General features: G+C 38.1%; 18 protein-coding genes and 1 riboswitch. Of the genes, 3 read left to right on the forward strand and 15 right to left on the reverse strand.

Going from position 1 to position 13,736, the window contains the following annotated elements; genetic code table 11:
* Positions 1-63: 63 nt before the first annotated feature.
* Entirely contained in the window at positions 64-438 is a 375-nt protein-coding gene (locus KE503_RS08890) for an Asp23/Gls24 family envelope stress response protein (protein WP_212385031.1), read from the reverse strand.
* 273 nt (positions 439-711) lie between these two features.
* On the opposite strand from KE503_RS08890, the gene KE503_RS08895 reads away from it, so the two are divergent.
* Positions 712-2,103: a uracil-xanthine permease family protein gene (locus KE503_RS08895; RefSeq protein ID WP_022374344.1), complete on the forward strand. Its 1,392-nt coding sequence runs from the start codon at positions 712-714 to the stop codon at positions 2,101-2,103.
* A gap of 82 nt (positions 2,104-2,185) precedes the next feature.
* Here the strand turns inward: KE503_RS08895 and KE503_RS08900 are convergent, their stop codons facing one another.
* Genes KE503_RS08900 through KE503_RS08910 form a run of 3 tightly spaced genes read right to left on the reverse strand, consistent with a single transcriptional unit; the run spans position 2,186 to position 4,399 of the window.
* Entirely contained in the window at positions 2,186-2,845 is a 660-nt protein-coding gene (locus tag KE503_RS08900) for a 3-oxoacid CoA-transferase subunit B (RefSeq protein ID WP_009202892.1), read from the reverse strand.
* Position 2,846: 1 nt separating this feature from the next.
* On the reverse strand, positions 2,847-3,563 hold the full coding sequence (locus tag KE503_RS08905) for a 3-oxoacid CoA-transferase subunit A (protein WP_008390819.1): 717 nt from the start codon (positions 3,561-3,563) through the stop codon (positions 2,847-2,849).
* 41 nt (positions 3,564-3,604) lie between these two features.
* The gene (locus KE503_RS08910) at positions 3,605-4,399 is read right to left on the reverse strand and encodes an enoyl-CoA hydratase/isomerase family protein (RefSeq protein WP_009265898.1); all 795 of its coding nucleotides are present in this window, start codon (positions 4,397-4,399) and stop codon (positions 3,605-3,607) included.
* Positions 4,400-4,520: 121 nt separating this feature from the next.
* Positions 4,521-4,603, forward strand: a riboswitch (ZMP/ZTP riboswitch).
* A gap of 116 nt (positions 4,604-4,719) precedes the next feature.
* On the opposite strand from KE503_RS08910, the gene pflA reads away from it, so the two are divergent.
* Positions 4,720-5,454, forward strand: coding sequence for a pyruvate formate-lyase-activating protein (pflA, locus tag KE503_RS08915; RefSeq protein WP_212385032.1), 735 nt, complete (start codon positions 4,720-4,722; stop codon positions 5,452-5,454).
* Positions 5,448-6,251 (forward strand): pyruvate formate lyase family protein, encoded by an 804-nt coding sequence (locus KE503_RS08920; protein ID WP_330621961.1) that lies wholly within the window; start codon positions 5,448-5,450, stop codon positions 6,249-6,251. The genes pflA and KE503_RS08920 overlap by 7 nt, the downstream gene beginning before the upstream one ends.
* 54 nt (positions 6,252-6,305) lie before the next feature.
* Here KE503_RS08920 and KE503_RS08925 read toward each other — a convergent pair whose 3' ends face one another.
* The 11 genes from KE503_RS08925 to KE503_RS08985 form a co-directional block, all read right to left on the reverse strand.
* Entirely contained in the window at positions 6,306-6,734 is a 429-nt protein-coding gene (locus tag KE503_RS08925) for a hypothetical protein (protein WP_212385033.1), read from the reverse strand.
* 33 nt (positions 6,735-6,767) lie between these two features.
* A complete protein-coding gene (locus KE503_RS08930; protein ID WP_212385034.1) occupies positions 6,768-8,294 on the reverse strand; it encodes a Y-family DNA polymerase in 1,527 nt (508 codons plus the stop codon).
* A gap of 14 nt (positions 8,295-8,308) precedes the next feature.
* Positions 8,309-8,494, reverse strand: a complete 186-nt coding sequence (locus tag KE503_RS08935; protein ID WP_212385035.1) for a hypothetical protein — start codon at positions 8,492-8,494, stop codon at positions 8,309-8,311.
* A gap of 40 nt (positions 8,495-8,534) precedes the next feature.
* A complete protein-coding gene (locus KE503_RS08940) occupies positions 8,535-9,218 on the reverse strand; it encodes a TIGR00266 family protein (RefSeq protein ID WP_249183016.1) in 684 nt (227 codons plus the stop codon).
* Positions 9,219-9,231: 13 nt separating this feature from the next.
* On the reverse strand, positions 9,232-10,179 hold the full coding sequence (locus KE503_RS08945; protein WP_055197118.1) for a DMT family transporter: 948 nt from the start codon (positions 10,177-10,179) through the stop codon (positions 9,232-9,234).
* Between the two features lie 165 nt (positions 10,180-10,344).
* Positions 10,345-10,803 (reverse strand): spore coat protein, encoded by a 459-nt coding sequence (locus KE503_RS08950; RefSeq protein WP_008390960.1) that lies wholly within the window; start codon positions 10,801-10,803, stop codon positions 10,345-10,347.
* Positions 10,804-10,895: 92 nt separating this feature from the next.
* Positions 10,896-11,624, reverse strand: coding sequence for a DUF6070 family protein (locus tag KE503_RS08955; RefSeq protein ID WP_212385037.1), 729 nt, complete (start codon positions 11,622-11,624; stop codon positions 10,896-10,898).
* Positions 11,609-12,022, reverse strand: coding sequence for a hypothetical protein (locus KE503_RS08965; protein ID WP_249183017.1), 414 nt, complete (start codon positions 12,020-12,022; stop codon positions 11,609-11,611). Before KE503_RS08965 ends, KE503_RS08955 begins: the two co-directional genes overlap by 16 nt.
* A complete protein-coding gene (locus KE503_RS08970; protein WP_212385038.1) occupies positions 11,983-12,582 on the reverse strand; it encodes a class I SAM-dependent methyltransferase in 600 nt (199 codons plus the stop codon). Before KE503_RS08970 ends, KE503_RS08965 begins: the two co-directional genes overlap by 40 nt.
* Positions 12,583-12,828: 246 nt before the next feature.
* Positions 12,829-13,191, reverse strand: coding sequence for a hypothetical protein (locus KE503_RS08980; protein WP_212385039.1), 363 nt, complete (start codon positions 13,189-13,191; stop codon positions 12,829-12,831).
* On the reverse strand, positions 13,188-13,598 hold the full coding sequence (locus tag KE503_RS08985; protein WP_118739299.1) for a peptide deformylase: 411 nt from the start codon (positions 13,596-13,598) through the stop codon (positions 13,188-13,190). Before KE503_RS08985 ends, KE503_RS08980 begins: the two co-directional genes overlap by 4 nt.
* Positions 13,599-13,736: the final 138 nt, after the last annotated feature.

The following is a 13,736-nucleotide window of genomic DNA, read 5'->3' on the forward strand; positions in this document are numbered from 1 at the left end:
CTTTCTGCGATACAAAGACGGAACTGTTGATCAGTCCCGTCTGACTTTGCTTTTATATTATTTCTACTCTTCTTCTGCTGCCACACCTGCAACACGAACATTGACTTCTTTTACTTTCAATCCCGTCATATTCTCAATGGCAGACTTTACTCGATTCTGAACTTTCTCTGATATCTCTGGAATACTTACTCCATAATCAAGTTCTAATGCAAGATTGACTCTTACATGATGATCCTCTACGACAACTTTGACTCCCTTGGATAAATTGTTAACTCCTAGTTTACTTACCAGTTCATTTGTAATATTTCCACACATTCTGGCAACACCTGTCACTTCAGTCGCTGCGATTCCTGCGATCACTGCGATCACATCATCTGCAATTTTCACTTCTCCGAGCACTCCCTGCTCGTTTATCTGGTAACTACTTTTATTCTCCATAGTAAAAGCCTCCTGTATTTCTGCATACTGATATGATTTATTATAGCAAATATGTTATAGTTATTCAAACTTATTTTGTGTTTTCTTTTAAATCTCCTTATATATTTCTATTTTTTAGATTCTTAATCAGATTCTTAAATTATAAAGTTATAATAATTAATTGCTCATAAAAAAGAACTATACATTTTCTTCCAAATCCTTTATAATATTATGCTGTAAAAACAGCAGTATAAAACTGCTCATCATGCATTATAAAAAGGAGACGAAAGAAAAATGAATCAAGAGAAAAACAAAGGTGCGGAGTACGATTTTTATGGAAAACTTCCGCTGCAAAAAGCGATTCTCCTTGGTCTGCAGCATGTATTCGCCATGTTCGTAGGAAACTTAACTCCAGTTCTGATCATTACAGGGGCTTGTGGTATTGCTTCCGGAACCGAATTTGCAGACGTTCAGATTGCGCTTTTACAAAATGCTATGTTAATTGCCGGAATTGTCACTCTGATCCAGTTGTATGCAATTGGACCAATCGGTGGAAAAGTTCCAATCATCATGGGAACCAGTTCAGGATTTATCGGTGTCTGCAGCAGTGTTGCTGGAGTCATGGGTGGTGGAATTCTTGGATATGGTGCGATCATGGGTGCTTCCATTATCGGTGGATTATTTGAATCTGTATTAGGATTTATGTTAAAACCACTTCGAAGATTTTTCCCAGCGGTTGTTACCGGTACGGTTGTACTTTCCATTGGATTGTCACTGATCGGTGTTGGTGTCAATTCTTTTGGTGGTGGAAATTCCGCTAATGATTTCGGATCAATTGAGAACTTATTACTTGGAACTATTGTTCTTGTGATCATCATCGCATTAAAGCATGGAACAAAAGGTATGACAAGTGCTTCTTCCGTATTGATTGGAATTATCGCAGGATATATCATTGCGGGAATCATGGGTGTTGTACTTCCCACAACTGCCGTGAATGCAGATGGTGTAGAATACACAAAAGCATGGGTATTAAATTGGGATAAAGTTGCACAAGCCAGCTGGTTTGCTGTTCCAAAATTTATGCCTGTAAAAATTGTTTTTGATGCAAGAGCGATCATTCCTGTACTTATCATGTTTATCGTAACCGCTGTAGAAACAGTCGGAGATATTTCTGGTGTTATCGAAGGTGGTATGGATCGTGAAGCTACAGATTCTGAGCTTTCTGGTGGTGTTGTCTGTGATGGTATCGGATCTACACTCGCAGCATTCTTTGGTGTTTTACCAAATACATCATTCAGCCAGAACGTTGGTCTTGTTACTATGACAAAGATCGTAAACCGTTTTGCACTGGCTACAGGAGCAATCTTCTTAATTCTTTGTGGGTTATTTCCAAAACTTGCTGCCCTGATCTCTATCATGCCACAGAGCGTATTAGGTGGAGCAGCCGTTATGATGTTCTCTTCTATCGTAATCAGTGGTATTCAGCTGATCACAAAAGAACCAATGGGTATGAGAAATATCACAATCGTATCTGTAGCACTTGGACTTGGATACGGAATCGGTGCAAACAGTACAGTTCTTTCCGGACTTCCTGAAGGAATTCAGTTAATCTTTGGAGGATCTGGTATTGTACCTGCGGCACTTGTTGCAATTATTTTAAATATTGCATTACCAAAAGAAGATTAAATAAACTAATAAAAACAGCACTGCATTGGGAATTTTATTCCTGTACAGTGCTGTTTTTCTATATGCTTTCCTGCGTCTATTATCAGCTCATAACACCAATTTCATCCGGTACGATCACATCAGCTTCTGTGCATGCAAGGATATCTTCTACACTATATCCTTCTGCAAGTTCCCTTAACACGAGACCATCTTTTGTAACTTCAAAATAGCAACGTTCTGTTACGATATCTGTTACACAATGAACTCCCGTCAAAGGAAGTGTACATTTCTTTAATATCTTAGACTTTCCACTCTTTTCACAATGGTCTGTTGCTACGATGATCTTCTTCACTCCGGCACACAGATCCATGGCACCACCCATTCCTGGCACCATCTTCCCTGGAATCGTCCAGTTAGCGATATTGCCTTCTTGGTCTACCTGAAGTGTACCAAGAACTGCTGCATCAATATGTCCGCCACGTATAAATGCAAAAGACATCTCATGATCATACACGCTTCCACCTTTGATCACAGATGCAGGCTGTCCGCCGGCATCAATAACATCAATATCTACTTTATCCCAGCTTGGGGTTGGTCCACTTCCGACGGTTCCGATCTCTGCTTCCAGCCACAGATCCACACCTTCTGGGAGATAATTTACACACATCAGCGGAACTCCGATACCAAGATTTACAAAATCTCCATCTTTAAAAAACTTTGCACATCGTGATGCGATCAGCTTTCTTCCTGTCAATCCTGCCATATCACTGACCTCCTTCCGCTTTTGCTTTGGCTCGCTGCCACATTGGACACATTGGTCGTTTCTCACCGGTTCTTTCATAGATCATATCAATCACAGGTGCTGGAACATCGATCTCTTCTGGTCCTAGTTCACCCACTTCCACGATCTCTTCGACTTCAACGATCACCGTATCAGCAGCCATAGCCATCGTACTGTTTGTTGCTCTGGAATTCATTCGGAATGAAATATTACCTGCAGTATCTGCTTTCGTTGCTTTGATTAAAGCAACATCTGCACGCAATGGTAATTCCAGAAGATATTCTTTGCCATCGATCGTTAGTTTTTGTTTACCTTCTTCTACTTCTGTACCAAGTCCTGTTGGTGTCAGACAGCCACCTAAGCCTGCTCCACCACAACGGATTCTTTCTGCAAAGGTTCCTTGCGGACTAAATTCTATCGCAAGTTCTCCTGCAAACATCTGATCCTTGGCGATCGGGTTCAACCCAATATGTGTTGTGATCAAACTCTTAACTCTGTGATCTTTGATCAGCTTTCCGACTCCTTGATCCGCCATTCCAGCAGATACAGCGATCGCATCAATGTCTTTGATTCCTTTTTCTAACATTCCATCAATGATCTCATCTGCTGCAAATTCTCCATGCCAGTCTCCAAACATGATCGTCTGTCCATCATGAATTCTTGAGAGCGCTTCCTCTCTTGTTACAACTTTTGACTTCAAAGGCGTGACCTCCCTTCTATGTTCATGGTTTGATCCTGGCTTTATTCTCCTTTGAATTCAGCCTTTCTCTTCTCCATAAAAGCTTTGACTCCTTCTATAAAATCAGAAGATGCCGCACATTCACGCTGTGTCGGAATCTCACATTCATCCAGGTATTTCTTATAATCAGCAAGCCCTGCCTGATAAATCTGTTTCTTGATATTCTTATAAGAAAGTAATGGTCCACTAGCAAATTTCTTAGCAAGTTTCATAACGGTATCATCTAATTCCTCCGCTGGAACTACATCATATACCATTCCGGCATCTTTTGCTTCCTGTGCTTTCATTGGTCTTCCTGTAACACACAGTTCCATTGCCTTCTGAATTCCAAGACTCTTAACAAACAGGTACGTTCCACCGGTATCTGGAACTAGTCCAAGATTCACAAATGCCATAATAAACTTCGCATTGTCTGCGCATACAACAAAGTCCCCCGAAAATGCAAGACTTACTCCTGCACCTGCTGCCGCTCCACTTACACTTGAGATCACAAGCTTACTCATACGCTTCAGACCATCGGTTACATTGCCAACTTTACTGATCAGAGAATCCATATTCACTTCTCCACCTTGTTGGATCAGGTTATAGAAGTATCCAATGTCTCCTCCTGCTGAAAATGCCTTTGGCATTCCTTTTAAAACAACAACTTTCACATTCGGGTCATTCTCACAAGTATCTACTACGTACATCAACTCGTCTGCCATCTGATCATCAATTGCATTAAGATTCTTCATATAGTTCATTGTGATGATACCAACTCCATCTTCTACAACGAACTGCAATTTCTCTAGCTTCATAGGCATATCCTCCTTTAAGTTGTTTTGATAATCATATTGTATCACTTTTTGTACAATTTGTGAAGCTTTTCGACAAAATTAAGGGGTTGATGAATCTCATTTTCTATAGTATCTTATAGCCATAAGGTCATATAACTGACGGAGCACGTGGAATTAACCACATGGAAGTATGATCATTAATCGCCGACCGTCTGGGCAATCTGTCTGGACGTGCGGCGTTTTTTTATTCTATTTTTACAACGCTTCATCGTTCAGATATTGATCCTGTTAACTTTTTACGTATTTGTCCTAAGTACGTATCATCCATAAGGAGGAATATTATGACAGTTGGTCATGTCCATTCCATCGAATCCATGGGTCTGGTTGATGGACCAGGGATACGAACCGTTATCTTTTTACAAGGATGTGCTCTAAGATGTTGTTTCTGCCATAATCCTGATACTTGGGAATTATCTGGCGGGACCGAATACTCACCGGAAGAACTCGTTGCAAAGATCCGACGATTTAAACCTTATTTTAAAGAAGATGGTGGTGTTACTTTTTCTGGTGGAGAACCTTTATTACAACCTGATTTTTTAAAAGAGACTTTAAAACTATGCAAGAATGAAGGCATTCACACTTGCATCGACACTGCAGGTTATGGACTTTCTGATTATGATGAGATTTTAAATCATACAGATCTTGTTCTTCTTGATCTGAAACACATCCATAAAACGGATTATGAAAAAATGACAGGAAGATCAATGGATCGTTTTGAAGAATTTTTGAATGCTTTAAAAAAACATCAGACTAAGATATGGATTCGCCATGTCGTTGTTCCAGGAATTACTGACAGCGAAGATCATATGGATCAGTTAAAAGCTTATATTCAAACGATTCCTAATGTAAAGAAAGTTGAGCTGCTTCCCTATCATTTACTTGGTACCAACAAATATAAAGTTATGGATATTCCTTATTCTTTAGAAGGTGTACCTGCCATGGATAAAAAGAAAACAGAGATGTTACAACAAACCTATTTTAATCATGTTTATTTTACGGAGGAAAAATCATGTTAAACGAATGGAATGGATTCAACGATGGTGTCTGGACAAAAGAAATCAATGTAAGAAATTTTATACAGAAAAACTACACTCTCTATGAAGGAGATGACTCTTTCTTAGCTGATGTATCTCAGAAAACAAAAAAAGTCTGGAATAAATGTGAAGAACTGCTTGCTGAAGAATTGAAAAAAGGAGGCGTTTTAGATGTTGAGACAGATATCATTTCTGGTATCACGAACTTCGCACCTGGATATATTGATAAAGAAAATGAGGTGATCGTTAGACTTCAGACAGATGCACCCCTAAAACGTATTGTCAATCTATATGGCGGTAAACGTATGGCGCACCAGTCACTGGAACAATATGGTTATAAACTAAATGAAGAGAGCGACCGCCATTTTAATGAATACAGAAAAACACACAATGAAGGGGTTTTTGATGCCTATCCAAAACGTACCCGTCTTGCAAGAACTGCTGGACTTCTAACAGGACTTCCTGATGCTTATGGACGTGGACGTATTATTGGAGACTACCGTCGTGTTGCTCTTTATGGAATCGACCACTTGATCGAAGAAAAACAAAAAGATTTAGACTTTGAAGATGGACCTATGACAGAAGACCGCATCCGTCTGCGTGAAGAAATTTCTGAGCAGATCCGTGCCCTTTCTAAAATGAAAGAAATGGCTGCATCTTATGGTGTTGATATTTCAAAACCTGCAAAAAATGCGAAAGAAGCTGTTCAGGCGGTTTATATGGGATATCTTGCGGGAACAAAAGAAAAGATTCGTCGTACATTCCATCAGAGTATGTAGATTTTTATGAAACAGCAATGGTGCCTGATTTTTTGATCGAATCAGGCACCATTACTATTCTTCAAACATTTCTCCCTCTATATCACTTATCTGTTCAATAGGGATGATCGTCTGATCAGTCATAACAACTGTATGTTTATATTTATCAATTTTCTTTACACAACCAGAACAGGTAATATATGCTCCCCCATCTTTCTTAGCATCTGGTACAAAATACGTGATCTCAACCATTTGCTGTGTACCGATCGTTTCAGCAATCAGATATAACTTTTTATTTAATTCTGCTATAACTTCTTCACTCAACACCTGTTTTGCATCTGTTTGTCTTACAGTTTCTTTAATAGCTGCTTCGTGTCCGGTAAGTGCCGCAAAAGGCGAAAACTGTGCTGCCCTGGCATAAAGTGACATACGAGGGTGCTTCTTTGAAGTTGGATGCGGCAGATTGATAATATCATCGTATTTATGATTGCACTGATCCTTCATAATATTCCTCCATTGACACTGAATACTTACTTTCTATGCTTTATGTCCGCCGATCTGCTCATTACGGTCTTTTGCTGTTGCTCCCTCCTGAAGGTTCATTCCTTTCAAGATAGCGTTCTTCCCAAACTTCTTTTTGATTGTGAGCATTGTCTGTTGCATCCGTTTCTCACGCTCTAAAACAGCCTCTTCTTCGGCTTGTTCCTGTTCCTTTACCGTATAATCTGTAAAAAGATCAAGCTGCTCATACGTTTCTTCTTCCTTTGAAAAACTTTCATCCACGAGCTTGTTCGCTATGATATTGATTCTTCTGATCAGCAGATTTTTATCCACGATCCGATCATATAATTCCATCACTGCATCTGTGATCAGCATGGTAGATGATGTCTGCCTTTTTAGGTTTGTTGTTCCGTGAGCATGTTTGGGAACTTTCCTCCCATACCGATCAATCGTAACAGATCCCTTGTACTTCCTATATCTGTCTGGATCCGTTAGATTTTCTATATCATAACCTACGGTCAATACGATCTGGTCAGTAATAAGGCTCTTATCTACCAGATCAAGTGTCATAAGATCAGTCATTTCTTTTACAACTAACTTTGCTTTATCAAAGTCATAGGGGCAGTGAAGTACTTGCCCGGAGCATACACTGTTGGTTTCCGGTTTGTACGCTTTGACTTGCTCCATCGTACAAGGCTCATAGCCCCAGGCATGATCGATCAGCAGTTCCGCATTGATCCCAAACATCTTATAAAGCAGTTCTTCATTATGGAATTCATTTGGCTTTCCGACGGAACATCTTGCAACATCTCCCATTGAGAAAAGACCGTGTTCTTCCAACTTCTTCGCATAGCCTTTGCCTACTCTCCAGAAATCCGTAAGCGGTCTGTGATTCCATAGTTTCCTACGGTAAGACATTTCGTCTAATTCGGCGATCCTTACGCCATCCTTATCCGGTTTAATATGCTTTGCTACGATATCCATCGCAATCTTGCACAGATACATATTCGTTCCGATTCCGGCGGTTGCTGTAATTCCCGTTGTTTTTAAAACGTCTCGTATCATAGTCATGGCAAGTTCCCTTGCAGTCATCTGATAAGTATTCAGATAATCTGTTGCATCTATAAATACTTCATCAATTGAGTACGGAAAAATATCTTCTGGCGCAATATACTTCAGATAAATATTATAAATCTTGGAACTATATTCCAAATAGTATTCCATACGTGGTGGGGCAACAATATAATCAACCTTCAATGCCGGATTTGCATTTAATTCTGTGCTGTCATCCGACGAACCTGTAAATGTTCTGTTTAAAGCTTTCCACCTGCGGGTATTATTGACTTCTTTAATCTTTTGCACGACTTCAAACAAACGTGGTCTGCCTGGTATTCCATAGATTTTCAGCGATGGAGATACCGCAAGGCAGATCGTCTTCTCCGTCCGGCTTTGATCTGCAACCACAAGATTTGTCGTTAAAGGATCGCGATTTCGCTCCTTACATTCCACAGAAGCATAGAATGATTTGAGGTCGATCGCAATATAAGCCTTTGTCTTTGTCATCGTTCTATGCTCCTCTATTTGCATAATGAATCAATCATCATAGCGAACCACATCATACAAAACATAAATAAAAAACACTCTTCCTTTTCTCGGTTATGCTTCGATGCATCATCTTCTTTCAATTTGTTATAAAGATAATATTCTCTGGCATTGTCTTTCCAATCTTTTTTCCCATTTCGATCATAATCAAAAAAGGCCATATTGATCACTCCCCATTCCTTAGCCTATTCATATTTTTCTCTATTTACTAGAGCTTGGAAAATATGGGCTTAATACTCCAGCTACATTACTGATCGGCATTGTTTGCAGCCATACTTTCCCAGGACCTGTAAGTATTGTGTTAAACACTCCTTCTCCACCAAACAACATATTCTTTACACCCGGAACACTTTTGATCTCCATCGTACAACTTGCTGTCATCGCGGCCAAATGTCCAGTGTCTACAACAATCTGCTCTCCAGCCTCTAATTCATATTCCACAACATGACCATCAAATTCTGCAAACATGATACCATGGCCAGATGCTTTCTGCATAATAAAACCTTCTCCGCCAAATAATCCAGCTCCGATCTTTTTATTAAAGAATGCAGATAACTCAACTCCATTCTCACCGGCAAGATAAGCACTTTTTTGTAATATCATTTCCTGTCCAGGTGCAATTTCAAATGCCTTGATGGATCCCGGGAAGCATGAAGCAAAGGCGATCATCCCTTCTCCGCCTTGTGCGGTATAAACATTCTGGAACATCTTTTCTCCTGAAAACGCTCTTCCAAAGATCTTTCCTATTCCTCCATTCGAAGTTGTTTCCATTTTCATATTTGGAGACATCCAAGACATTCCTCCACCTTCTGTAACCATTTTTTCTCCAGATTCCAGATAACAGACAACTACTGGAAGTGTTTCACCTAAAATTTCATATCTCATAATGTTTTCCTCCTTACTCAACATTTGATTTGTTATTTTTCTTTGCATTTACAATATAAATTCCAACACATACAAGTGCGAGTGCAATCAGACTTCCAATATTAAATGCCTGTTTGACTTCTCCCAATACCAATGCTGACAAGATTACACTGCATAATGGATTTACAAATCCAAAGATTGCTACCTTTGACACATCATTATATGCAAGTAATACAGACCAAAGTGTATAGGCAACTGCAGATACCAATGCAAGATACAACACGACCGTAATTCCACCAACTGTTACATGATCTAAATGTCCACCCATTGCGTTTCCGATTAAAAATAATACAATTCCACCAATAAAAAACTGAGTTCCACTTAATATAACTGGTGATACTTTTTTTGAATAGTAATTGATCAATATCGTGGATGTTGCATAGGCTAACTGTGAAATCAAAACGAATCCTTCTCCCATCATCGTAAAGCCGAAATCCAAAGAATTCCCAAGAAGATTGATCACGACAACTCCTGCAAATCCTAAGATGCATCCTGTTAATTTTCTTCCCGTTAGTTTTTCATTTCGTACGATCAAACATGACATTAGGATTGCGATAAAATTTCCTAAACCTGTAATGATTCCACCTTTCACTCCAGATGTATGTGCCACGCCGATATAAAAGAAAAAATACTGTCCAACAGTCTGAGCAAGGCAGACAGGAACTGCATATTTTAGAATCTTTCCATCGGGCAGTGTCACTTTCTTTTCCCGTATAGAAGCAAAAATCAAGACGAAAAGTCCTGCCAACGCAAATCTTATTCCTGCAAATACGATCTGACTGGCTGTGTTTGTCGTATCTACTTGTAACAGTCGATATCCTGTCTTGATCATCGGAATAGCACTTCCCCATAGAATACAGCATAAACTTGCCAGCGCTGCTACAACCCAAGTCTTTGTTAATGTATGATGCTCTGTCTTCATTATCTTTTTATATGTCCTCTCTTGTATAGTACTTTATTTGTATTAATTCTATCATATTTTCATATCTTATCCAATCCATACATTATTGATGTTTTTGTAATGATAACAAAAGACTCAGAAGTCCACGGCTCCTGAGTCCTTTAAAATTATCATATATCTATTGCATTACTGCATTCCGTTTGCTGTCTTATATTTATATAGCATTTCGGCATGATTCTGTTCTTCTACCTGAATGTCTGCCATCAACTTTCTAAGATCACTGTCACCAAACATAAATACATTTGTATTATACTCTCCGGAAACCAATTTCTCTGTTCCAATTGCATCAGTTGCAAGAAATGCATCATGCATCTTATCTTCGGACTGGCTCGCTGCTGTATAGATTGCTCTTGGTTCATAGTCTCTTCCATCACTGTCATTGCAGTCACTTGACGGTACTGTTCCATCTAAGACCTGTGTGAGTGAATCGTAATGTGTCTGCTCTTTTTTGTGTAACTGTTCAAAAAGATTTTTAAGTTCTGGATCGATCGCCTGCTGTGCGTATTTTTGATACTTTTCTATGCAGCTTTTCTCCTGTGTTCTTAGGTTTTCAATTGCTGTTCTTTCTGTCTCTTTTAATACCATGATATAAGTTCCTTTCTACTTTGGAAATTTTTATGATGGTATTATCTGCTGTTTGATGCATTTCTATGCAACGAATGGCGAAAATTTAACATTCAATTACATTGAAATTCCATCGTACCATCCGTCTGTAATTCTGCTTGATCGGATAAGTAAAATTCCAAAGTCATAATATTTTTTTCATTCAATTCCAGTTTTTTCACTTGATACTTTACCATTTCACTCATAGAAAATTTACCATCTTCTTTATAGATCGTTGTCAAAATTCCTTCTGTCTTTCCATTGTTGCTTTGTAATCGGATATTTGCAAATCCTCCGGAACTATTTTGCTGTAACAATGTTATCGTTGTTGGTTTTCCAGCTTTTGTTTTTTCATAAAATGTTTTCAATTTCTCACCATGACTTGTCTTGGATGGTTTGAATTTTACTGGTGCATTTTTTGTACTATGTTTTTCTTCCCCAATCTGGGCAACAGGATAACCTTTGGATGTTAATGTATCATATAGCGTTTGTAAGTCTTTTTTTGTAACTTTATTCTCATTGATTTTTATGTTTTGACAAATGTCTGAAATTTGCTTAACTTCTTTTTGTGCCTGAGCTTTTTCTCGCTTTGTTATCACCAATGGTTCCCACTTTTTTGTCTTATGATCTGTTTGTTTTGTTGTTTCTTTTATATTTGATGATCTACATGCTGTAAGTGTTATGACACTTGCGAGTAACAAAATAGCTAGCATTAATTTACTACATATATTCTTCTGATATTTTCTTTGTTTTTCTGACCACATATTCTTCTGCCCTTTTAAAATCCTTATGAATAATCCCATATTTCATATCCTTGTCGACGTGCGGAATCATATACGGGTATCATATTAATCTCTACTTTCGAAGCATTCGCTGATAATTCACTAAGCTCTGTTAGCAAAAGAACTGCTCTCTCCAATCCATCCTTGATCTGCCCGTCCAGTGGCATTCCACTTAAGTGAATATGGAACTCTCTTACAGAATACCATGCATTTGTGATCATCTCATCTATGATTTCATCAAATGTCGATTCTGTTTTTCCCTCAGAGATTAACTGTATGATTGCTTCCAGCCAATAAAATTTATAGCAATAGGATGGACTTTTCATCATTTTAGAAAATCCATCAATATTTAAATTGTTATAATATTTTGGTTCAATTTCTAAGATATTTTTCCCTTGCAAATCAGGATATTCAACCATCGTTCATCACCTCGTCCTTCTCTGACATCTCCTGTTGTCCATATTTCTTTGATCTGTAATTGAGGGATCTGCAAGATAAATTCTTTCAATGAATCTTCTGTAAAATCCGTAAAATAACGCCCATTTCTCTCCCCTTCAAATTCACCATACTTAAATGATGTATAAATGATTCCATTTTCTTTTAATGCTTTGTTCATCTTATGAAATACAAGAAAAAGATCACTTTTTGATAAATGAAGGATTGATGCACATGCCCAGATTCCATCATAAATATTCTGGTCATTTAATTCTTCAAACAACATTTGTTTTACTTTGATTCCTGTATATTTTGAGGCTTCCTTACAAATCTCTTCGGATCCGTCAATCGCCGTTACATTATAGTTTCGCTTTAGAAAATATTTTGTATCACGACCAGAACCGCACCCAAAATCTAAGATGAATGCGCCCGATGGAAGATAAGATAAAAATTTATTTTGTATGTTTGTAAAGTCTACGGATCTTGTTGCTTGTATGAATGATTTTGTGTATTTGTTATAATAATTTATGGTTTTATTATTCATTGGAAGCCTCTCTTAAGTACATTCTAATAACCATTTGACAGCTTTCGCTAATCTCTTTTGGGCATCAGCAAAATGCCCGCCGCTGTTAAATTCTAATGTTGTTTGCTTTACCTTAGGATCATTGCGCAAAATTTGTTCCTATGTTCTAGTTCGATCTCCAAAGGCAGCAGGTAACTTCCATGGAGAAAAATCACCATTCCAATCTATTACCTGAAATGCACAGAAAAGATTTTCATGAATTTTGGCTTATTCCCTAGTTGTAGAATCATCCAGTTCTTCTAACGCATCCATATAATTATCCATCCATTCCATCTGCCATTGTCTGGGATCTGTTTCTGATATCTGGCTTAACGGATCGATTTCGTCAAACATTCCAAGATTCTCTGCCATATCTAGCGGAAACAAAGTTTCATCTGGACCGATTATTACCTGATCTCCAATCCCTAGATTCCTGTCATAAGCTGTTAATTCTTCCATTGAAATCTCTTCTGGTTCATCCATAGAATCTTCTTTTACATAAAAAGTTAACATTGGAATTTCTGCTTCTTCTGCTTCTATTTTTATGATCGTATAAATTGGTATTTCATTCATTGTTTGTAATTCAATCATATCACAATCCCCTTGCAATGATCAATTTCATGCTGTATGATCTGTGCTGTCCATCCAGAATATTTTCCATGCTGTTTTTTAAAATCCTGGTCCAGATAATCTACTTCTATCTCCTTATATCTCTTACAAGGTCTCACTCCATCCAAAGATAAACATCCTTCTTCTGTCTCAAATACGCCTGATTTCTTTGTAATCTTCGGATTGATCATTGCAAACTGAAATGGCCCAACTGCTACTACGATAATGTTCTTTTTAACGCCGATCATATTTGCTGCCATTCCAACACAATGATCTAAATTAGCTCTTAGTGTATCTAACAGATCAACTACTACCTGCTGATCTGCTTTTGTTGCATCTGTTGATTTCTGTGCTAGAAACAATGGATCTTTCATTATGTCTTTTATCATTTTATTTTTACCTCCCTATATAGTCAAGTCTTTTTTCCTTATTTTTCAAGGATTTTTTAGTTCCATATCTCAGATGAATGAGCCAAGAGGATGGACATTTCTCTGTATCTGGTACGAAAGTAGAGGGTTTTGGGTACA

The organism is Anaerostipes sp. Marseille-Q3525, from assembly GCF_018223505.1.
In the GTDB taxonomy this organism is placed as follows: Bacteria; Bacillota; Clostridia; order Lachnospirales; family Lachnospiraceae; genus Anaerostipes; species Anaerostipes amylophilus.